The organism is Flavihumibacter sp. UBA7668 (assembly GCF_002483205.1).
Classification (GTDB): domain Bacteria; phylum Bacteroidota; class Bacteroidia; order Chitinophagales; family Chitinophagaceae; genus Flavihumibacter.
On the sequence record NZ_DLHM01000001.1, the window covers coordinates 682,502 to 703,685 of the forward strand.

Genomic DNA, 21,184 nt, shown 5'->3' on the forward strand with positions numbered 1-21,184 from the left:
TTTCATAGGGTTTTTTTAGGGTATTTGTAGGGTTTATCTAGGGTATAAAACCAATAATAAGCCATTAAATACTCATTAAAATATATATTAAGTATTTGACATTAAGCTTTCATTACTTATCTTATGACGATACACCAAACCTTTACACCTATGGCCAGTAGTACAACCTCCATCCTGAAGGATTTCAGCGGCAAACTGGGCGATCAGTTTGTATTAAAGCGATACGGCAACAAATCCGTGATCTGTATGCTCCCGCAAAGGGATAAGCGAAAAAAGCGAACGGAGAAACAATTGCAGAATAACCAGCTGATGGCTACGGCAAATAAGTTGGCACAAGATATTATTGATGATCCGGCAAAAAGAGATGCCGCCCAACTCTTCCTGAATGTTACACGCAACAAATTATACACGAGCCTGGTGCGGCTCTACTTTCAGCAGGTTAAAGAGGCAAAAGAAAAAGGGGAGGAAATTCCAAATCGCATAACAATAGGTTTATGAAAATCACAACTAACAAACAATACCACACTGCACTGGCAGAGATTGAAGGGTTAATCGAAAAAGGCTTTGGAAACCTGACAGAAAAGGAAACAAACTGAACCGCGCACAGCTATCCGAACTCTTAGAAGTTCCAAATTCAACTGTCAGCGAAATCATCAATGGTAAAAAGAAACTTAATCTGGCAATTGTTAAAAAGCTCCACGAGAAGCTAAAAATAGATGGGAATTTCCTTCTTGAGACAGCATAATTTTGTTTCTAACTTAATAGGTCTGCCACAATTTGATCTTTACCCCTGGTGCTTTTCCTGTTTCCGCCACTTGCGCTGGAGAAATGTAATCCTGAGCTTTTGCAGTTTAGCTTATAGTTTCCTTATCCGATAATCAGCTACTGTATGAAATCTGATTTTCTCGCCCTCCAGAAAAAAGGTGTCTGTTCCGATTGGTATTTTTGTATCAGCAGATTCACTGGTCCATGCCACGTAGGCAACGTTGTGCGTCACTATCAGTTGTTTCATTTCAAATGCGGAGCCGGTAGGGATTACAATGAAATAATCAGCAAAGAAATTACGAATGGCGGCCAGCCCTTTTAATGGACCGTCCGGTGTTAGTACCTCAGACTCACTCATATAGTCTTTCATGATTTCGTCTAAATCATTATCGCCAAAGGCCGTTAAATGATGAATTAATACATCCTTTGTTGTTTTATCGTTCGTTAGCATTTGATAGTTTTATTTCATTAAGACAATAACAAGATGTTGTCTACTCTTGCTTTTTTATGGTCAGGTCGGTGAAATACCCCTCTGTTCCCACGTCCACCCATAAGCCAATGGCACCGGAAGCATTTGCTCCATGCTTTAAGTCATTCACAACCAGAGAAGGCTGACTACTTCCATTGAGAAATAATTTAACCATTGCGTCTTTTACTTCAAGCCTTATCGTAATCCATTTATTCATTTCCAGATCCGAATAGGACTCGTACTTCTCCGGCGATTCTCTTCGAAGCCGGTCAAATTTATAATCAGGATAGGAGTAGTACTGAATAGAATGGTTTCGTCGAACCTGATCATCTGCTCTTGCATTGGTTGGACGAACATAAATACTCTCAAACCTTGTATTGCTGTCATTAATACGGAAGGCAACACCAATAAAACCTCTTGCAAATTCAGGAGCATTCTTCAACAATCGACTCAGTATTTTTACTTCAATTATTCCATTTCTAAAATCGATGTCATTAATTCGGATGAAAGTTGGTTCGTCAAATTGTTTTACCGATGAATCTTTCACAACTTTCAACGATTCCTTTCCCATCAATTTAACTTTTGAAGAGTAAACACTGACGGGAGTAACCTCAAAATTTTCAAACTGAAGAGTTTGTGCTTTCAGATCAAGGGAGCTGCTGAGCAAAAGCAGGCTTATTGTAAAAATTGTATATCTCATGGCATTTATTCTTAATGAACTTATGGCAGAATAGTTAGGGCTCAAATTCTTATTGCTTCAGGAAAGGTGTGACGCTTGTCCACACAGCCGGAAAGTTAATCAAAAACACAGGATGAGGTGCGTCAGGTATAATGCTTAGCTGTGCTTGTGGGAGCATCTCGTAAGCAGCAATGACAGTCTTTAGCGGTGCATTCTCGTCTCGTTCGCCAGCCATTACCAGAACCGGGCACTGAATTTTACCGAGCGTTTCTTTGCCGATGCTAATCGAGTTATAATAATCATTTAAACCACTGAGCCAATCGTCAAATCGTTTTGGCTCCGGTCGTAATTTGAGTTGCTGACTGAAGTAAAGACTATCCGCACCGAAGAGTGCAGTTCTTGCATTATTGAAAGTTCGAAAACCGCTATTCCATTCGCCTGCTCCTATAGCAATTAACTTCTTTACTTTTTCGGGATATAACGCGGCCAGAAAATAGCCCGTATAGGCACCGTCACTAAATCCCAACACGGTCACGCTGTCTTTGGTAACAGCACTAATAACGGCAACTACATCATCGGCCTTTTTCTCATAGGTAGGTGTACCTGATCCCATTTCTGATTTGCCATGCCCCCGAGTGGAAATAGTAATTACCAGGTTCCGTTTGGAAAGGCTGTCAATGAATTGGCCCATTTCGTAAGGGGAACCAACGATGCCACCATGTAAAACCACGAAAGGCTTTCCTTTGCCGTACACTTCATAGTAGATTCTTGCATCATCAGACCTTACATATCTACCAGCAGTAGAATTATTACCATATGAAATTGTACTGGCTGGCATACCTGGAGACTGCATGAAGTACCTCAACTTTTCAATAGTTCCTTGCTGGCTAAACGTAGCCTGACCGAGGGATACTTTTGATGCGCCGAGTAATAAATGCAAGAAAACCATCGAAGCAATAATATAATTTTCGTATTTCATCATTGGGACTGTTTGAGTTTTGATCCAATAGTAATTTGAATGGTTAGTACCAAATTTTTACTCCTTGCCTTACTTTGCTTTGTTATACATATAACGTGCAATTTTCCATTCTCCTTTTACCTTTTCCAAAACGAACAGTTCTCTATTTTCGTCGGGCATTGTTTGACCACTTGCGTTGATGACAAAAGAACCCTTGGAAGTAGATCTAGCAAACGCATAGTTACCATTCACAACAATCTCACCAATCGTAAAATCAAGATTGTACTTAAAGTTGTCAAAAACATATTGGTAGGTTCCTATTACCGCTGCTGCACCTTCAGCGGTTGGGGCTGCATTAGCAAGTAAAACACCCTCCGTTGTATATAGTGCGATCACTTTACTTGCATCTGAGGCATTCAGTGCATCACGGTAAGCAAAAAGTAGGTTTTCAATTTCTGCCTTTTGGTTAGACTGAGCATTGGCAGTCTGGCTTATTAAAAATGTGGAAACGATTAGCGTAAATGCGAACAGTAATTTTTTCATGTTGATTGTTTTTGATTGAGTGTTTAATACAGGATTGGACCGTAAGAAAACCTGGTATTTGATAGTTGCTAATTAGATTTTCTCTTTCGCTTCAGAAAGTGTAACTACTTTTCCCAGAGCACCGAACTCGTGCAAGTCACCAAAGACCTCGATACGTACGGATTGGTCTAAGCCACCGATACGAAGAGGCTCAAAGCCACTATCACGAATCAGATCTTCAATCTCTGCGTTGATGCTGGCATCATCAGTTGCATAGAACAATACATTCGCTGGCGACTGATGAGCAGCGCTACCAAGTGTAGCGGCGCCCAGCGTACCTAATCCTTTCGCCAGTTTGGCATCTTTTGGAAGTTGTGTTGAGAGAATTTGACCTGAGGACTCTTTTTCGCCTATGATCTTTTTAAACCCACCACCTTCTGCAGGAGCAATGGGGTTAGAAGGATCAACGATGATCTTTCCTTCAAGTTCTGTTGCATACTGCTTCAGGAATTCTTGAATAGGATTAAAATAGATGGTCAGAACGATAATGTCCGCCTCTTTGATTGCAGCAGGGATTTCGGCTGGCTGTGCCATGCTGCCCAAAGCCTTCGCTAAAGCTTCGGCTTTTGCATAGGTACGGTCTGCAAGGATAACTGAACGACTTCCTTTTACCAGGTTTGCTGCTAAGGCTCCGCCGATATTGCCAAGACCGATTACGGCTACTTTAGATTTTGAACTCATGACTATTTCTTTTTTATTTGTTACTAATTGTTTGTAAGTGCAAATCTCACTCAATTAGTACCCCTGCTCCAATGAACTGGTTTAAGAAATAGTCTTAATGTAGATTAAGGTTTTTGCTTGCTACGCTTATTGCGCAGTTTACTTAGGAACTCAGGTGTAATCCCTAAAAAGGAAGCCATTTGAACCTGTGAAAGGCGGTTAATTAAATGCGGATAATTAGCGAGAAAAGATTGGTAGCGATCATCGGCTGTTGAGCTTATATTCTGTAACAGCCTTTCCTGAAGCTGAATAAAGCCATTTTCGATAAGGACCCGAAATATACGGTCAAACTTCGGCGCGGCCATATATAGAGAGATTAAGTCAGCATGGCTAATTTGTAAGACAACCGTGTCTTCCAAAGCGTCAATATTAAGTGTTGAGGGTTTTATTTGATGAAAGCTCCCAAGGTCATTGATCCAGTTATTTTCCGGAGCAAACTGTAGAATGTGAGTGGCTCCTTTGTCGTCTATCTTATACATGCGAAGGCATCCACGAACAATGAAATAAAACTGAGTACACACATCCCCCTCCTGTAGCACATACTGCTTTTTACGATACAGACGTGGGCGGAATTTTTCTCCTACTAACCCTTTTTCTTTTTCGTTTAAAGGGATTAAGCCGTCAAAATAATGCAGCAGGGGTTCAATCGTATTTAATAAACTATTTTCAGTCATTGTGTTGTTGAAAGCGTATGGAGTACTCAAACGGAAAAGTTTGACCTGAATGAGTTTTGTGAAACAATGTACCTTTAGAAGACCAAAAGTAAGTAAGATACGCAAAATCACCGCTTATTTATGGGTTGCTCAACCATCTTTCCAACTCTTTCCATATATTTAAAAGATGCGGCAACAAATTTTACACCAGCCTGGTGCGGCTCTACTTTCAGCAGGTTAAAGAGGCAAAAGAAAAAGGGGAGGAAATACCTAAGCGGATTACAATTGGTACGCCAGGTGAATGAGCTTTTAATTAAATCCGGCTCTAAACGCAACCGGACTTTGCCCAACCTTATTCTTAAACAGTTTGCTGAAGGACTGGCTATGCTCAAAGCCCAACGCATACGCAATCTCACTTACTGTCAGGTTGGTAGTGGACAATTTTTCTTTTGCTTTAGCAATTAATTTTTCGTGGATATGCTGTTGCATGCTTAACCCTGTTAAAGATTTGAGCAGATTACTTACATACACCGGCGACAGGTTGAGCTCCGCTGCTATGATTTGAACGGTTGGTAATCCTATACTTATCAGCGTATCATCATCAAAATACCTATCCAAACTTTGTTCAAGCCTGGTCAATATTTCATGACTTTGCTTTTTATGTGTTATGAACTGTCTTTCATAAAACCGTTCAGAATAGTTAAGCAGGGTTTCAATTTGCGATATAATGATACCCTGGCTAAATTTATCCAGGTTCGTATGGTATTCCTGCTCTATATTTTCCACCAGGATTCTTAAGATATCTTCTTCCTTTGGGTTTAGATACAAGGCTTCGTTCACCGCATAATCAAAAAATTCATACCGGTTAATACTTTTAGCCAGGGAACTGTTCCATAAAAAATCAGGGTGTATCATCAGCACCCAGCCACTCTTGGGTGAAGCAAGTTCCTGAATGGGTTCTATTCCAAACACCTGATTGGGAGCAATAAAAAACATGACTCCGTCACCAACTTCATATTGTCCCTGGCCATATTTGTAGTTGGTGCCCTTAGATCTCTTGCAGGAAATATGATAGAAATCAAAAATAAAATTCTTGTGATTTATTTCTTTGGAGCATTCAATTTTACTATAATCAAAAAAACTGATATGCGGATGGAGTGGTGCAGGCAGGCCCTTCATTTTATGAAAGTCTGCAATGGATTTTATCCGATGAATTTTAGTACTCATGCTACAACAAAGTTACATCTATTAAACAGCCATACCACCTGAAAGTTCAATGCGCTGCCCATTCAGCCAACCGGCTTCTGGTGTGCATAAAAAAGCAACCACTCCGCCGATATCTTCCGGTACGCCAACACGCCCCAGCGCTGTTAAGCCCGCAATTGCAGTTCGTTTGTTTTCATCTGTTTTGTTGGAGCCGCCTCCAAAATCAGTGGCAATAGCACCCGGTGCCACTACATTGGCGCGTATTTTTCTGCTTCCCAATTCTTTTGCCAGGCATTTCGTATAGATCTCCACAGCTCCCTTCATACTTGCATAGGCTGATACATTGGGGAAACTAACCCTGGTGAGACCGGATGATATATTAACAATACCGCCTCCCTCATTCATAAATGGCAATAGGTTTTGCGTTAAAAAATAGACCCCCTTAAAATGGATATTCATCATGTTATCAAAGGCTTTTTCCGTTGTATCAAACACAGACCCATATATGCCTGTGCCGGCATTGTTGATTAAATAATCAAAATTGGGAGCTCCAAGCTGTTCACTTAAGTGCGTGGTAACTTCATTTACAAACGCTTCGATACTGCTCATTTTACTGATATCCAGTTGAAATGCTGTTGCTTTGGAGCCGGCTGCCGCTGCTTCTTCCACCACGCTGTCGGCTTCTGATTTATTACTGTTGTAGGTGAAAATAACCTCATTCCCCTTTTTGGCAAGGTTCAGCACCATGTCTTTCCCCAATCCCCTGCTGCCACCGGTTACCAGAGCGATTTTAGTTTTTGTACTCATTGTGTTGTAAACTTTAGGGTACAAAATTGAAACGATTCAAGCTGCGGTTTGTATCCAAATCACAGGTTCTTGAAGTCATTTTTGTATGTCAGAGCAGGGGAATAGTAAAAAATTACAATCCTAGAATTTTAGCATCCACTCGAAATATAGATTGTATTAGTATAGTGATATCCTGATTTAAGATCTTATCTGTTTTTACTTCCAGCCGTAGTTTATATTTGTCTTGAATCAGATAATCTTTTAATTCTTCAGTAGTGCAATCCAGGGTCAATTCATTGCCAATGGTATCAGGAATAGCGTCTTTCGAGGCGATTAGAAGTTCTGGTTTCCCATTGGTTGAAATATAAATCTTAATACTGTTTAGAAAATCGAAGGTTCTTCCGGAATCTTCTTTAATTTTCAAAACCAGGTTTCGAATTACAATCGATTGAATCAGATTTTTATTGGTCTTCCGACCCTCATATTCAGTCTCGGAAGCCGTTGTAATTTCCGGAGTAAACACATCAAAAGGGAGATTGGATGCAGGACCTGCATGAATAGTTGTTTCTGTGTTGTAATTGAGGTTGAATTGAGTTAATTCAGCCAGTTTTTTACAAGATGGAATAACCAGTAATATACCAATTAAAAAATATAGCGCAGTTTTCATTCTCAGGGATTTAAATAAATATAACGGTATTTTATTTTGATTAGTATCTCCTAATTTTTCCCGAATTCGTAAATACATTTCCTGATTATATAACAATGGTCTGTTTTCCAGCGCTAGCTTCGCAAGCCAAAATTCAACTGAAAATGTACGTATTCCGGCAATTTTTAATTTGTACTCTTTTTATATTCACATCCATTTATTTATTTGCTCAAAGTGAATTAACCGGTGCTATAGAAGGTTTGGTGAAGGACGCTGAAGGCAAACCGATTCCAGGCATTACCGTTCGTCTGGAAAAAGCTAAAAAAGTCGGCCTGACTGATTCCAACGGAAAATTCAGCTGGACAGGATTACCCGCTGGCGAAGAAGTTGTATTGATTGAAGGAGTCAATATCATTACAATACGTCAGGTAATCACCGTAAACGCAGGATCAACATTGCAATTGCAAGTTGAAGCAAAGCAACAGAATGCGGAGTTAAAAGAAGTTATCGTTTCTGCAGGAAGAACACCTGAAACGCTGGATGAGGTCCCATCTGCCATTAGCATAATAAACAGAAAGGAGTTGGAAAAAAACATCGGCATTTCAACTAATCTGGGTATGATCCTGGGGAATAAGGTAACCGGGCTCGCACCAGATAATGAGCTCAGCAGCAATTCTGGTCAGACTCTTAGAGGAAGGGTCATGTTGATTATGGTGGATGGCGTCCCACAATCCACCCCTCTAAGAAACGGTGGTATGGATTTGCGTGCACTGGATCCATCCGTTATCGAACGTGTGGAAGTAGTTAAAGGAGCTACCGCTATTTATGGAAATGGAGCCGCCGGCGGATTAATCAATTATATCACCAGAAAAGCAATATCTGATAAACCATTTAACAGCCAGACATCCATCGGCCTTACCGGATCGCTGGTTAAACTACCTAATAGTATGGGTGGAAGGATTAGCCAATTGTTTTATGGATCAAAAGGAAAATTCGATTACACCATTAGCGGAGTTTTTGAACAGACCGGTGAATTAAAAGATGCGGAAGGGGATGTATTGCCTCCGGTTTACGGTCTTGGCGAAACAGATTCTTATAACGCATTTTTAAAACTCGGGTACCAGATCAAACCAACTCACCGGGTTCAATTCAGTTATAACTATTTCAAAAGTCTGCAGTCAACCAATTATATCACTGAAAACGGGAACTATTCTCAGGGTATAAAAACCAGTGCAGTTCCAGGTGAAGGAAGTGGTGTATCACAGGGAGTTCGCGGAAATCATAATGCCAGTCTTCAGTTTACCGGTACTACCGGTATGCTTAACACCAGCTATGATGTGGATCTCTATTACCAATCTGTTGATAATGTTTTCTTTTATTCCGAGACTTTTGTGGATGGGGGTGTTTCGAGAATTCTCTCCAGGAAAAAAGGCCTGCGCTTTGTATTTAATACACCCATCCCCCTGAATTCAATGGATGCCAGCCTCACCTATGGTTTGGATATTCAAAATGATATTACATCCCAGCCATTGGTAGATGGAAGAATCTGGGTGCCTGAAATGGACATGATGAATCTTGCGCCATTTGTACAGGCAAAACTTAATCTGTTGGACCGCCTGGTAGTAAAAGGTGGTGTTCGCCTTGAAAAGGTCAGCATTGGTGTAGATGATTATGCTACCCTACCAGTAAAAAACAGGGAAACAGGCGAAGTAACCCCCAGTAAAAACGTGGAAGGTGGCGAGCTCAATTATAATGCCTATACTTTTAATGCAGGATTGCGTTATAACCTGTCTCCCTATTTCTCTCCATTTATCAGTTTTTCGCAAGGCTTCAGTGTAGCCGATATTGGGCTGGCATTGAGAGCAGCCAGAGCAGATAAAATTTCACAGATCAATACCGAAGCTGTCATCATTAATAATTATGAAGCGGGCTTTGTAAGCAAATGGAATACACTCCGTTTTGAAGCCAATGCATATATCAGTACATCAGAACTGGGGGCAAGCAGTGTGTATCGGAATGGTGAATTCGTGGTTCAAAGAACACCGGAAAGAATTTACGGATTTGAACTGGCTGCCAATGCGAAAATTAATTCCCGTTGGAACGCCGGACTTTCTTACAGTTATGTAGAAGGAAAAACTGATATTAATGATAATGGAAACTACGATGATGCAGAAGACAGTTACCTTGGCGGACAGCGAATTGCTGCTCCAAAAATAAGTGGTGAAGTGGACTTCGACATTATTCCCGGAAAATTCAATACCCTTTTGCAATATATTGGTGTAATGAGACGAGATAAATTTGAATTGAACAATACTGGAAACTATAATCCCTATCAGGGCCCGGTTAAGCCGTACAATATTGTTAACCTTCGAATGAATTATGTATTGAATCCTTCCACTGCACTTGTACTTGGCATTGAAAATCTGTTAAATGAAAATTATTATACGGCAAGATCACAATACGGCGTTTTTAATGATAGTTTTACTAAAGGAAAAGGAGCAAGTTTCCGACTTACCCTGAATATCAAATGGTAAATGCCACAGTTTGGAAAATAGTGAAAACGATACATTTGTGTCTGGGACTTATCACAGGCACAATTGTTTTTTTAATTGCGCTCAGTGGTGCGTTGTATTGCTTTGCACCGGAATTTGAAACTTTAACTCAACCCTACCGGAAAACTACAGCAGATTCCGGGTTGGCACTACCTCCGTCCGTCATTCTGAAATACTGTGTAGAACGCATTCCTGACAGAAAACCCGGAAGGATTTATTATCATGAAACAGGCAAAGCTATTGAGGTTGTGTACTATCATGAAAAACGCGCAGATCGGGCACTCTTTCTGAATCCGGTGGATGGTAGCATTTTAAAAGATAAGAACCTTGGGATCGATCCGGTTCAACAATTATTTTATTTTCACCGAACACTTTTTCTTCCCAACGGTGAACTAATTACGGGCAGTGCTACCCTCCTCTTTCTTTTTCTGATCATTAGCGGGATATGGCTTTGGTGGCCAAGAAACAATGCTGCGAAGAAACAGCGGTTCCGGATTAAATGGACTGCTTCGCCCCGAAGACTATGTTATGACCTGCATAGTACGGTTGGATTTTATAGCAGCTGGATCGGGATACTATTTGTTATTACGGGTCTCAATTTCAGCTTCCCCTGGTTTGCCCGACTCGTCTATTCAGTAACCGGAGCTGCCGGTTCCGTAATAGCTGAAAAAGCGCCAACTGGTTCCAATGATCATCTCCTTTCGGGAAAAACTTCCGGTTTCCATGCTGCTATTGATAAGGTTTGGCAAAATGCGCAACAAAACAGATCCGCATACAAACGCTTTATCCTGGTAGTGCCACCCGATTCAAACGGTCCCATTTTATTAAGAGGCAATCCGGACCTTCATCAGATATATCGCTCCGATTTCCGGTATTTCAATCAAGCAACTGGCGAAGAAATCGAAGGAGATTATATTTGGGGCAATTATAAAAATGCGGCTGTTCCTGCTGATTATGTAAGAAGGATGAACTATGACATTCATACGGGCGCTATTCTGGGATTACCAGGGAGAATCATTGCTTTTTTCTCATCCCTTCTAATTTCCAGCCTGCCAATCACGGGTTTTCTGCTTTGGAAGCGACGCAAAAAGCAGGTTATACAAACTTTTCATCCGTAAACTGGAACAATACGGCCATACTTTAATTTTTTCTTATACTCGAATTGCGGTTCAATAACTGTGCGTTGAACGCAACAATTATTGTGCTGGCACTCATCAGTACAGCACCAATAGCCGGACTTAGAACAAATTTTGGATGCAATATACCGGCAGCCAATGGAATAGCGATGATATTATATCCAACCGCCCATGCCAGATTCTGGATCATTTTATGATACGTTGCTTTTCCGAATTGAATTAAACTTACTACATCACGCGGATCACTGTTTACAAGTATGATATCAGCTGTTTCTGCAGCTACATCCGTACCTGAACCAACTGCAATACCAACATCCGCCTGTGCTAATGCAGGCGCATCATTAACTCCATCACCAGTCATGCCAACCAATTCTCCATTTTTTTGGAAGGACTTAATTTTTTCCTGCTTCTCATGAGGCAGTACATTAGCCAAATAACCATCCATCTTCAATTTCTTAGCAACGGATGCTGCTACATTATCATTATCTCCTGTGAGTAAAAAGGTCCGGATTCCCATTTCATGCAGTGCTTCAACAGCCTGAACAGAACCTGTTCGCAACTGATCTCCAAGAGTAATCATACCAGCCAATTCATCATCAATTAGTAAAAAAGTAACCGTTTCCATCGCCTGATCTACTGAGTCGGGAATGGCTGGAGTTCCCAGTTTATTTTCCCTGAAATAATTTGGCCCAACCGAAAAAACTTTTTTGCCATCAACAATAGCTGAAACACCAATTCCCTGCCTGTATTGAAATTCTTTTGATGGTTTCAATGGAAGATTTTTCTTTTTTAATGCGCTTACCATGCCACGGGCTATATGATGTTCAGAATTTTGCTGCACTGCGGCCGCATATATCAATAAATCATCTGCTGAAAAGCGGGAACCGGCAGGAATTAATTGAGCCACTTCATGTGAACCTTCGGTTACTGTTCCCGTTTTGTCAAAAATAATGGTTGACAAACGACGTGTATTCTCAAAAGCTGTCCTGTTACGGATCAGTAATCCCTGACGGGCAGCCATGGAGGTACTGATGGCAACCACAAGAGGGATAGCTACTCCTAATGCATGCGGACATGCAGTAACCATTACCGTTACCATTCTTTCCAAAGCAAAGGAAAGGGTAGCTCCTGAACCAAACCAGAAGAAGAAGGTACCAATTCCTACAGCCAGCGAAATTAGGGTCAGCCATTTAGCCACCCGGTGAGCAAGATGTTGTGTTTTTGATTTGGATTGTTGCGCCGAACCAACCAGGCGAATCACTTTATTTAAATAACTATCTTCTCCTGTTCCTGTAACTTTTACCCTCAATACGCCATCTCCATTTATGGATCCACCAATCACTTCCATTTCAGCTTCCTTCACCACCGGAACACTTTCACCAGTAAGCATGCTTTCATTAACAGCTGAATAGCCTTCTACCACCATTCCATCGGCCGGCACTTTTTCACCGGGTTTGATCACCATCAGATCATTCTTTTTCAATTCAGATAAGGGTATATCAATTACCTGTTCATCTTTTACCAGGTGAACCTCTGAAGGAAGCAATTTTACCAGTGATTCCAGCGCCCGGGATGCTGCCATTTGCGATTTCATTTCCAGCCAATGTCCCAGCAACATGATATCAATAAGTGTTGCCAATTCCCAGAAAAAATCCATGCCTTCCAAGCCCAATACCACCGCTACGCTGTATAAAAAAGCAGTGGTAATAGCCACACCTACAAGGGTCATCATTCCCGGATCTTTTGCCTTTAGCTCCCTCACCAATCCTTTGAGAAAAGGGGCGCCTCCATAGAAATACAAAACAGACCCCAACACCAGTACAATAATCTGATCCCCCTGGAATCTCCAGTCGAATTTCAACCAATGTTGAATCATTGGCGACAAGAGTAAAATCGGTACTGTCAACACCAGGCAAATCCAGAATCGTTTCAGGAAATCTTCCGTGTGATGCCCTGCATGTTCATCCACCTGAACCGTTTTTTGCTGCTTATCTGGTTCCTGTTGGTGGTCGTCATGGTGATGATGATGGTTGGAATGGTCCATGGTATTTTATTTTAGTGTAAATGGAATTTCCCAGGCGAGTTTTTCCCAGGCCCAGCTGATGGTTCCTTTGCCTCCTTGCTCCTGGTATTGCAGGGTGTATTGTAGCCGCTCAGTTAAACCCTGCTTTTTCGGTTTAACTTTAATACGCACAATGTCATCCGCCTGATCATATTCAGAAGCCAGGTGCTGCTGCCAGTTTTTATTGATTATGATGATCCACTCCTTTTTGCCAGGAATGGAAAAGATGGCATACTTGCCCGGAGCCAGCACCTTACCACTTAGTTCAATTGCTTTTGGAATTTCCAGCAGGGTAGCATCGTGTGCACCAGTTACCCATACTTCTTCATAAGGCACCAGTCCGCCCCAGATCACTCGCTTGCGCACTCCCGGAGAATGGTAGGTGATTGAAAGGCTATCCGACCCGATCATTGCCACCGTTTTGGATTTAATACTTTTTTTAGTAGTGTCTTTTATCAGGTTGGGATTGTAACAAACTTCTCCCTCTTTGGAAGACTGGGCCACTACATTTTGAAGACCTGCAAAAACCAGGCAACATAAAAGGATTTTTTTCATTTGTATTTATTGTATAGTTTTTTCAATTGATCCACAGTTTAACATAGATACCCCAAAATAGGGATTGATGATTTCTTTTTCTGGAGTGAGCCAGTAGGCTCCTTTATCATCCATTGCCATGGGACAAAATGCCACATAAGCTGCTCCTTCCTGAATACCAGTTGACTCCACCAGTTTAATTAACGCCTGGCTAAGGAGGGAAAAATGGTAACGCTGTTTTTCCAGATCCGCTTCCAGCAAAATGGCTGCAGCATTCTCTTCAATGGCTGGCATGTTTTTAACTTGTTGGGCAGCTTCTACCAATAATAAGGCGGCTTTTCGTGCACCAAATGCATTGCTCTCAACCAAAGCAGCCTGCAATAGCCAATAAGGTTCGAGCAGGATTTCATCGGTCCGATTCTTTAGTTGCAATGGTATTGAAGCTGCCTTTTTTACAACAATTATTGTATCCGTTTTCGCGTGTGCCAAATCTGTTTGTTCGTTGGTTGTCGATTGCTTGCAGCTGGCCAGCACAACCAGTAGCAAAAGCATTTTTAAATAGTTCATAACTATCATTAACTGTGTAAGGGATGTTTGCCTTTTTTCAAAATGTATTCACTATACAGGAGATAAGCCCCGGATATCACCACTTTTTCCCCTTCGTCCAACCCTTCCAATACAACTATAGTATCCGTATTCTCCATTCCGATTTTCACTTCCCGGGGTTCAAATTTTTCAGCAGCAGCCTGTACCCATACATGGGCGGATTGGCCATCGCGAATCACAGCTGCCAGCGGAAGCTGTAGCAGTTCGGATGCACTGCCCCTATTCAGTACTACCTGAACAGGCATGCCCGGTTGAAATTGCCGGTTGGTATTTTTTATGGTTCCACGCACGGTCAGCAGTTGCGTTCCTGCTTGCAGTACCGGTTCCAGAAATTCCACTTTCATAGAATATTTCTCAGCTTCATTTCCAGCGATGACAACCTGTACTGTCTGGCCCTTACTGATTGTTGAAGCTTCACCCGGATAGAGATCCGCTTCTACCCAAAGCTTTCCATAATCTTCCAGTTTTAAAATCGGACTGCCTTCTACCACATACTGCCCTTCGGATACTGTCAACTCTGCCACCACTCCAGCTGCAGGAGCATAATAATAAACATAAGGATTATCCTGCTCCGTGTTGATTACTTGCGCAACCTGTGCAGGTGTTTGTCCGTATAACAATAATTTTTGTCTGGCTGCTCCTTCAATTTCCTGGAAGCGCCGGTCTGCAGGAAACTGTTTGGCCTGTGCCACTGCCAGGCGATATTCTTTTTGCAGGGCCAGTAGTTGCTCAGCATAAATCCGGTACAGGACTTGCCCTTTTTGCACAAGTGCTCCGGTTTCCTTCACTGACAAACTTTCTATTCTTCCTGCAACCCTGCTGCTCACATAGACTGTATTCGATGGATTCACCACCAAACGGCCATTCAATCGGGTGCTGTTTTCCATACTGCCTGCTCCAATTACAACGGTGGTTATATTGGCCAGCAATTGCTGTTCTTTACTGAGTGTAAGGGCAGCTTCTTTATTGTTCTTATCAAATACTACCAAATCCATTCCGCAAACGGGACAGGTACCCATTTTGGTCTGAACAATTTGCGGGTGCATGGGACAGGTATAAGTAGTTACTGCGACTGCTGTAGCAGCTTTATCACCTTTTTCTTTGCAGGATTCTAAAACTGCCAGTGGCGATAACACCGCCAACCCTGTCCATTTGATAAAATTTTTCCGTTTCATCAGTTGTTCAATTTTGTGTCAGGAATAAAACTCTCGCTATCCACCAGGTAATATGCATTGGAGGCCAACAGCCAATCTGAAATATTTTCCAGTACCTGTACATGACCGTTAGCCCGGATACCAGTTTGCACTGTGACAGGTTTATAAAGTCCCTGTTCTTTGCGAAATACTACGGATCTGTTTCCCAAATCGAGCACGGCTTCCCTGGGTAGCCACCAGCCTTCTGTACTTGCAACGGCCAGTTCAGCCCGGAGTAGTTGTCCCACACGATATTCATTTACAGGTATATTCATTCGGGTGAGTGTGAAATTTTGTCCGGCTTTAAAAACCGGTTGGATCAACCGAATGGTGCCAGTTTTTGCATTGGCTGAATCGCCCACCGGATAAAACAGCAGCTTCTTTCCAACCACCGGAACTTTGCTAATCGCAGGAGCAAAAGCAAATTCAGCTACAAGTTCGGTGTTTTGATAGATCGTAAACACTGATTGTCCGCTTTTCAGGTATTGTCCTTCCCGAACCAGCAGGGAGCTTGTTGCTGGTGCTGTAGTAGCTGTAGTTTCAGTTGACCCGCCAGCAGTTTCACCGCCCATCCCGGCCATACCAGCTGCTCCACCTCCAATGCTACTGCTGCTTAGGGTAAGAGCAGAAGGTACTGCTGAGCTCTGAACATCCAGTATATAGCCGGTAGCCGGACTATACACCGGAATCCGGTACATGGGTTCGCCTTTAGCCAGCACCTTTTGAATCGCAGCAAGAGACATGCCCAATAATTGTAATTTTCTTTTTGCCGCTTCAAATAAAGCAGGCTCCGTGCCTGTACGTTGTAAGAGTAATAATTCGCGCTGACCAGCCACCAGGTCCGGTGAATAGAGTTCCCATAACAATTGTCCCTTTTGTACGGGTTGATTGTTATAGTGCACATATAAACGCTCAATTCTTCCTGCTACCCTTGCTGCTATGGAAACCTGTTTCCGGGTATCGTAGGTGATGAGTCCGGGTACCGAAACCATATACAATTTTGTTCCCCGTTCAGCTTTGATACTGCGCATATCAGACAATACCCGTTCATTCACCGGCTTCGCAAGCGCCACTAATCCGGTGTCAGGAGAAACAGTCGTTTGATGCCTGCTGTATTCCTGTTTAGGCTCTTTGCAGGCCACCAGGAACAGTAATCCGGTCAACAACGCATTATTTATAGAGCTCTTTTTCATAATCAACGATCATTTTATACAAACGGGATTTTTCATCCACCAGGTTCATCTTCATCATCACCAGGGCTTCCCAATCGGCAATCACAATTGCGAGTTGTTGTTTATTTTCCTGGTAAAGTTGAAAATCTGCATCCAGGCTTCTTTCCAAAGCCGGTATCACTTTGGTTCCAAAGTTTTCTATCCTTTTTTGCATCACAAGGATTTCAGACTGCATCCCATACAACATACCCTGTGTTTCCTGCAACATGGCTTCGCGTTCTTTCTGCATCGCCTGTACATTCAGTTCCATTGCCCTGATTTCATTTTTATACATGCGTTTACTCCAGGGAGCGATGGGGATGCTTACCATACCCATTGCACTGAAGGCATTGGGCATCATGCTGCTGATGGGGGTCATATGATCAAAGCGAATACGGAAATCAGGTTTCTTTTCCTGGCGCATGGAGTGAATGCCCAATTGCATGCTGTTGATGTCGGCATTCATACGGGCGATGTCTTTTCTACTGGCAGCCAGTTGAAGGGTATCGAAAACCAATTGCGGCGTAAAACGCGTGGCCAGCGCTGTGTCAATAAGGAAAAACTCCGTCCCCTTTCGGTTCATCAATGCATTTAACCATGCCCGGGCTTTTAGAATTTCCCCCTCATACATACGTTTCATGTTCCGGTTTTCTTCCACCCGGGATTCCGCTTTAAACACACCACTCAGGGTCGATTGATTGTAGGGATAACGAATCTCTTCAATTTTCTTCATCATCTCCATCAGCACAATCGCCTCGTCCAATACCCGGATTCTTTCCAAAGCCATCAGCCAGCTGTAGTATTGTGTTTTCGCTTGTGCCCTGAGTTCATTCAGGCTTACACCACGTTCTGCGAGGAGGCCATCTGCCTGGGATGCGATATAGGCTTTTTTTGTTCGGAGTTTAGCGGCATTCGGAATATCCTGCTCCAGTTGCAGCATGATATTTCCTTTGTCGCGGTCTTCCATAATTTTCTGAAAAGGATATGGGGTCATAAAAGTTCCCAATCCCACCATCGGCGCCATCCAGGCTGTAGCAGCTTCTGCACTGTATTTAAACCCTTCGGCTTTTAAGCCATAGGATTGCAGCAGCGGATGTGATTGTTCAATTCTTGCCAGGATGGTATCCAGCCGCAGTACTGCAGTATCCTGGGCAACAACCGACACTGATGCAAAAGCCAGTGAAGTGAACAGTATATGTTTAATGCGATGCATCATAAATTTCCAGTTTACCGTATTTGCGTAATTCATACTCTTTGGTTAGCAAAAAGATCAGGGGAGTCACCAACAGGATATGTGTAGAGGAAGTAATCACACCACCAATCATGGGTAGTACAATTGGCTTCATCACATCGGTACCTACGCCGGTTGCCCACATCACCGGAATGAGTCCAAACAAGGATACACAAACCGTCATAAGTTTGGGACGTAAACGTTTGGCGGCACCCATGATCACATATTGCCGGAGATCTTCGCGTGTGATGGTTTCGCTGCTATTGCCTTTTGCTTTCACCAGTTGTTGCATGGCATCATTGAGGTAGATCACCATTACAATACCTGTTTCTACAGCAATCCCAAAGAGTGCAATAAAACCAACAGCTACGGCAACAGAGAGATGCACGCCATAGAAATAGATGGCATACGCACCACCAATTAACGCGAAGGGAACGGTGATCAGGCTAAGAAATGCTTCCCGCATAGAATGAAAAGCGAAATAGAGGGAGAAGAAAATAATAACTAAAACAATTGGTGCAATCCACAACAATGTTTGTTGGCCGCGTAGCAGGTTTTCATATTGTCCGCTCCATTCGAGGAAATAACCTTCGGGTAGGATACCCCGGGCAGCATTCATTTTGGCAATGGCTTCCTGGACAGTGCTACCCAGATCACGATCCCGCACATTAAACAGTACTGCTCCACGCAGGAGTGCATTTTCAGAACTGATCATAGGCGGACCTTCTTCCAGTTTCACCTCTGCCACAGCACTCAGGGGCAATTCACCAAATGTTACACTTTGTAAGGGAATACGCCTGATGCGATCCAGGCTGTTGCGATACTCCTGTGCTAATCGTACATTGATACTAAATCGCTGCCGACCTTCAATCGTTTGTCCGACTGCAGCCCCACCAATAGCAAACTCTACCACCTGGTTTACATCGGCTACATTCAGTCCATACCGATTGAGTGCCTCCCGATTTATCTGGATGGATAAATACTTACCCCCGGTGATAGGCTCAACATATAAATCCTGCACCCCAGGGGTGCCTTCCAGTGCTGATTTCACGCGTTCACTGGCAGCGGCTATGGAATCCAGATTGGGGCCATAGATTTTAATACCTACATCTGTCCGAATGCCGGTTGCGAGCATGTTGATCCGGTTGATGATGGGTTGTGTCCAGCCATTTACCACGCCTGGTATTTGAAGTTTTGTATCCAGTTCTTTGATGATATCATTTTTGGTAATGCCTACACGCCATTCCGATTTTGGTTTCAGCATGATGATGGTTTCGATCATCGAGATAGGAGAATTATCCGTAGCCGTATTGGCTCTACCGGCCTTACCTAATACTTTATCAACTTCGGGTACTGATTTGATGATTTTATCCTGAACCTGCAAAATGCGCTTGGCTTCTCCATTGCTGATATCCGGCAGGGTAACCGGCATAAAAAGAATACTCTGTTCATCCAGTGGAGGCATGAATTCAGTGCCCACCGATTTGAGCAGGGGAATGGTAATTACCAGGGCAATGATGTTGATTGCGATGGTGGTCTTTCGCCAGTTGAGAACACCTTTAATTATAGGCGTATAGATTTTCTCCAGGAAGCGGTTAACGGGGTTGGCATTATCAGGACGAAATTTTCCTTTCATAAAAAAGGAGATCAGAACCGGCGCCAGTGTAATCACCAATAAAGCATCCATGATCATGATGAATGTTTTGGTGAAAGCAAGGGGATGAAAGAGTTTTCCCTCCTGTCCGGTGAGCATGAATACCGGTAAAAAGGAAGTGATGATAATGATGGTGGCGAAAAACACACCACGACTCACCTGCTTGCTGCTTTTTTCAATCACCTGCATGCGCTCTTCTTCAGTTATCCAGTCGGGTGATTTTTTAAATAGATTTTTTAGTCTTTTCATGATGCATCTGATTGATGGGTTCTTTGCCAGTCGGCATATCGTTCTGCCAGGTGTTTGTAGGCATTTTCACTCATGATGATGCCATTATCTACAATTACGCCGATAGCAAGTGCAATTCCTGTGAGCGACATGATATTGGAAGAAATACCAAACGCATTAAGCAGGATAAAACTGGCAGCAATGGTGATCGGAATCTGAATAATAATACTGAGAGCGCTTCGCCAGTGAAACAGAAAGATGATAACCACCAGTGACACTACGATCATTTCTTCTATCAGGGTATGTTGGATACTGTCGATAGATTCCCGGATGAGTTCTCCCCGATCGTACACAATATCAAAACTCATTCCTTCGGGCAGGCCTTTGGCCACTTCCTGCATCTTGGCTTTCACTGCATCAATAACCGCTGCAGCATTTTCACCGTATCGCATTACCACAATACCGCCAACCCGTTCCCCTTCACCATCCTGATCAAAGATGCCCAGCCTGCTTTCTCCGGTCATTTGAACAGTGGCAATATCAGAAATGCGGACCGGCATTCCGCCCTGATTGGCAATAGCAATAGCACCCAGTTCATCCATGGATTTCAGGTAGCCAACGGTTTTGATGATATAGCCGATATCACTCATTTCAAATTTGCGACCGCCGCTTTCATTGTTATTGGCACGAATTGCCGCGATAACAGTGGAGAGCGGGATTTTATAATACAGGAGTTTATTCGGATCGATGGTAACCTGGTATTGTTTCTGAAAGCCGCCGAATGATGCGATTTCGCTTACTCCCGGTACATTCTGCAGGGCATATTTTACATACCAGTCCTGGATGGCGCGCTGTTCACCAAGGTCCATATCTGGCGCATCTAGAGTGTACCAGAGAATATGGCCTACACCGGTACCATCCGGACCCAGTTGAGGAACTACGCCTTCCGGCAGGGTTCGGCTGATGGTACTCAATCTTTCCAGCACACGTTCCCTGGCCCAATAGACATCCACCTCGTCTTCAAAAATCACGTAGATAAAACTCATGCCGAACATCGAAGAGCCACGAACGTATTTGATGCGTGGCAATCCCTGCAAGTTGGTGACGAGGGGATAGGTAATCTGATCTTCAATCAATTGTGGTGCTCGACCCATCCATTCTGTAAACACAATCACCTGGTTTTCGGAGAGGTCGGGAATTGCATCAATGGGATTTTTCTTAACGGAGATAAGTCCCCAGATAAACAGGCCGGTAGCCAAAACCAGTACGATGTAGCGGTTTCGGAGCGACCATTCAATGATTCGATGAACCAT

Annotated in this window: 21 protein-coding genes; 4 read left to right on the forward strand and 17 right to left on the reverse strand. The window is 42.9% G+C overall.

The genetic code is table 11. The features are described from left to right. Window positions 1–150 precede the first annotated feature (150 nt). Together B2746_RS02930 and B2746_RS22795 are read left to right on the forward strand one after the other, a co-directional pair. Window positions 151–498, forward strand: coding sequence for a hypothetical protein (locus tag B2746_RS02930; protein WP_290790836.1), 348 nt, complete (start codon window positions 151–153; stop codon window positions 496–498). Between the two features lie 94 nt (window positions 499–592). After that, a complete protein-coding gene (locus B2746_RS22795; RefSeq protein ID WP_414655277.1) occupies window positions 593–745 on the forward strand; it encodes a helix-turn-helix domain-containing protein in 153 nt (50 codons plus the stop codon). Between the two features lie 111 nt (window positions 746–856). Here B2746_RS22795 and B2746_RS02935 read toward each other — a convergent pair whose 3' ends face one another. The 9 genes from B2746_RS02935 to B2746_RS02975 form a co-directional block, all read right to left on the reverse strand. Next, entirely contained in the window at window positions 857–1,216 is a 360-nt protein-coding gene (locus tag B2746_RS02935; RefSeq protein WP_290790838.1) for a nuclear transport factor 2 family protein, read from the reverse strand. Between the two features lie 40 nt (window positions 1,217–1,256). Further along, the gene (locus B2746_RS02940; RefSeq protein WP_290790840.1) at window positions 1,257–1,934 is read right to left on the reverse strand and encodes a hypothetical protein; all 678 of its coding nucleotides are present in this window, start codon (window positions 1,932–1,934) and stop codon (window positions 1,257–1,259) included. Window positions 1,935–1,983: 49 nt separating this feature from the next. Next, window positions 1,984–2,895 (reverse strand): alpha/beta fold hydrolase, encoded by a 912-nt coding sequence (locus tag B2746_RS02945; RefSeq protein WP_290790842.1) that lies wholly within the window; start codon window positions 2,893–2,895, stop codon window positions 1,984–1,986. A gap of 66 nt (window positions 2,896–2,961) precedes the next feature. Further along, window positions 2,962–3,414: a YybH family protein gene (locus tag B2746_RS02950; RefSeq protein WP_290790844.1), complete on the reverse strand. Its 453-nt coding sequence runs from the start codon at window positions 3,412–3,414 to the stop codon at window positions 2,962–2,964. A gap of 72 nt (window positions 3,415–3,486) precedes the next feature. Continuing rightward, window positions 3,487–4,134 (reverse strand): NADPH-dependent F420 reductase, encoded by a 648-nt coding sequence (locus B2746_RS02955; RefSeq protein WP_290790846.1) that lies wholly within the window; start codon window positions 4,132–4,134, stop codon window positions 3,487–3,489. A gap of 104 nt (window positions 4,135–4,238) precedes the next feature. Beyond that, entirely contained in the window at window positions 4,239–4,877 is a 639-nt protein-coding gene (locus tag B2746_RS02960) for a Crp/Fnr family transcriptional regulator (RefSeq protein WP_290790848.1), read from the reverse strand. 258 nt (window positions 4,878–5,135) lie between these two features. Next, window positions 5,136–6,053 (reverse strand): helix-turn-helix domain-containing protein, encoded by a 918-nt coding sequence (locus B2746_RS02965; protein WP_290790850.1) that lies wholly within the window; start codon window positions 6,051–6,053, stop codon window positions 5,136–5,138. 21 nt (window positions 6,054–6,074) lie between these two features. Then, the gene (locus B2746_RS02970) at window positions 6,075–6,839 is read right to left on the reverse strand and encodes an SDR family NAD(P)-dependent oxidoreductase (protein WP_290790852.1); all 765 of its coding nucleotides are present in this window, start codon (window positions 6,837–6,839) and stop codon (window positions 6,075–6,077) included. Window positions 6,840–6,951: 112 nt separating this feature from the next. Then, complete coding sequence (locus B2746_RS02975) at window positions 6,952–7,485, reverse strand: hypothetical protein (protein WP_290790854.1); 534 nt, start codon at window positions 7,483–7,485, stop codon at window positions 6,952–6,954. Between the two features lie 143 nt (window positions 7,486–7,628). Here B2746_RS02975 and B2746_RS02980 point away from each other — a divergent pair, with 143 nt between their 5' ends. Next, a complete protein-coding gene (locus B2746_RS02980) occupies window positions 7,629–9,998 on the forward strand; it encodes a TonB-dependent receptor (RefSeq protein WP_290790856.1) in 2,370 nt (789 codons plus the stop codon). 20 nt (window positions 9,999–10,018) lie between these two features. After that, a complete protein-coding gene (locus tag B2746_RS02985) occupies window positions 10,019–11,134 on the forward strand; it encodes a PepSY-associated TM helix domain-containing protein (RefSeq protein WP_290790858.1) in 1,116 nt (371 codons plus the stop codon). Window positions 11,135–11,156: 22 nt separating this feature from the next. Here B2746_RS02985 and B2746_RS02990 read toward each other — a convergent pair whose 3' ends face one another. From B2746_RS02990 to B2746_RS03025, 8 genes are read right to left on the reverse strand one after another with little or no spacing between them, the layout of a single operon-like run. Continuing rightward, window positions 11,157–13,196, reverse strand: coding sequence for a copper-translocating P-type ATPase (locus tag B2746_RS02990; RefSeq protein ID WP_290790860.1), 2,040 nt, complete (start codon window positions 13,194–13,196; stop codon window positions 11,157–11,159). Window positions 13,197–13,202: 6 nt separating this feature from the next. Then, a complete protein-coding gene (locus B2746_RS02995) occupies window positions 13,203–13,769 on the reverse strand; it encodes a DUF2911 domain-containing protein (protein WP_290790862.1) in 567 nt (188 codons plus the stop codon). Between the two features lie 6 nt (window positions 13,770–13,775). Then, complete coding sequence (locus tag B2746_RS03000; protein ID WP_290790864.1) at window positions 13,776–14,315, reverse strand: DUF3347 domain-containing protein; 540 nt, start codon at window positions 14,313–14,315, stop codon at window positions 13,776–13,778. An 8-nt stretch (window positions 14,316–14,323) separates the two neighbouring features. Continuing rightward, complete coding sequence (locus B2746_RS03005) at window positions 14,324–15,529, reverse strand: efflux RND transporter periplasmic adaptor subunit (RefSeq protein ID WP_290790866.1); 1,206 nt, start codon at window positions 15,527–15,529, stop codon at window positions 14,324–14,326. After that, window positions 15,529–16,740: an efflux RND transporter periplasmic adaptor subunit gene (locus tag B2746_RS03010; protein ID WP_290790867.1), complete on the reverse strand. Its 1,212-nt coding sequence runs from the start codon at window positions 16,738–16,740 to the stop codon at window positions 15,529–15,531. Before B2746_RS03010 ends, B2746_RS03005 begins: the two co-directional genes overlap by 1 nt. Continuing rightward, a complete protein-coding gene (locus B2746_RS03015; RefSeq protein ID WP_290790868.1) occupies window positions 16,718–17,974 on the reverse strand; it encodes a TolC family protein in 1,257 nt (418 codons plus the stop codon). Before B2746_RS03015 ends, B2746_RS03010 begins: the two co-directional genes overlap by 23 nt. Beyond that, a complete protein-coding gene (locus B2746_RS03020) occupies window positions 17,958–19,892 on the reverse strand; it encodes an efflux RND transporter permease subunit (RefSeq protein ID WP_290790870.1) in 1,935 nt (644 codons plus the stop codon). The genes B2746_RS03015 and B2746_RS03020 overlap by 17 nt, the downstream gene beginning before the upstream one ends. Beyond that, window positions 19,889–21,184 carry an efflux RND transporter permease subunit gene (locus B2746_RS03025; protein ID WP_290790872.1) on the reverse strand — a complete coding sequence of 432 codons (1,296 nt, stop codon included), beginning with the start codon at window positions 21,182–21,184 and terminating at the stop codon, window positions 19,889–19,891. Before B2746_RS03025 ends, B2746_RS03020 begins: the two co-directional genes overlap by 4 nt.

Coding starts and splice junctions, on each gene's coding strand:
- B2746_RS02930 (WP_290790836.1), top strand. CDS start 151: ATGGCCAGTAGTACAACCTCCATCCTGAAGGATTTCAGCGGCAAACTG.
- B2746_RS02935 (WP_290790838.1), bottom strand. CDS start 1,216: ATGCTAACGAACGATAAAACAACAAAGGATGTATTAATTCATCATTTA.
- B2746_RS02940 (WP_290790840.1), bottom strand. CDS start 1,934: ATGAGATATACAATTTTTACAATAAGCCTGCTTTTGCTCAGCAGCTCC.
- B2746_RS02945 (WP_290790842.1), bottom strand. CDS start 2,895: ATGATGAAATACGAAAATTATATTATTGCTTCGATGGTTTTCTTGCAT.
- B2746_RS02950 (WP_290790844.1), bottom strand. CDS start 3,414: ATGAAAAAATTACTGTTCGCATTTACGCTAATCGTTTCCACATTTTTA.
- B2746_RS02955 (WP_290790846.1), bottom strand. CDS start 4,134: ATGAGTTCAAAATCTAAAGTAGCCGTAATCGGTCTTGGCAATATCGGC.
- B2746_RS02965 (WP_290790850.1), bottom strand. CDS start 6,053: ATGAGTACTAAAATTCATCGGATAAAATCCATTGCAGACTTTCATAAA.
- B2746_RS02970 (WP_290790852.1), bottom strand. CDS start 6,839: ATGAGTACAAAAACTAAAATCGCTCTGGTAACCGGTGGCAGCAGGGGA.
- B2746_RS02975 (WP_290790854.1), bottom strand. CDS start 7,485: ATGAAAACTGCGCTATATTTTTTAATTGGTATATTACTGGTTATTCCA.
- B2746_RS02980 (WP_290790856.1), top strand. CDS start 7,629: ATGTACGTATTCCGGCAATTTTTAATTTGTACTCTTTTTATATTCACA.
- B2746_RS02990 (WP_290790860.1), bottom strand. CDS start 13,196: ATGGACCATTCCAACCATCATCATCACCATGACGACCACCAACAGGAA.
- B2746_RS02995 (WP_290790862.1), bottom strand. CDS start 13,769: ATGAAAAAAATCCTTTTATGTTGCCTGGTTTTTGCAGGTCTTCAAAAT.
- B2746_RS03000 (WP_290790864.1), bottom strand. CDS start 14,315: ATGAACTATTTAAAAATGCTTTTGCTACTGGTTGTGCTGGCCAGCTGC.
- B2746_RS03005 (WP_290790866.1), bottom strand. CDS start 15,529: ATGAAACGGAAAAATTTTATCAAATGGACAGGGTTGGCGGTGTTATCG.
- B2746_RS03010 (WP_290790867.1), bottom strand. CDS start 16,740: ATGAAAAAGAGCTCTATAAATAATGCGTTGTTGACCGGATTACTGTTC.
- B2746_RS03015 (WP_290790868.1), bottom strand. CDS start 17,974: ATGATGCATCGCATTAAACATATACTGTTCACTTCACTGGCTTTTGCA.
- B2746_RS03020 (WP_290790870.1), bottom strand. CDS start 19,892: ATGAAAAGACTAAAAAATCTATTTAAAAAATCACCCGACTGGATAACT.
- B2746_RS03025 (WP_290790872.1), bottom strand. CDS start 21,184: ATGGTTCATCGAATCATTGAATGGTCGCTCCGAAACCGCTACATCGTA.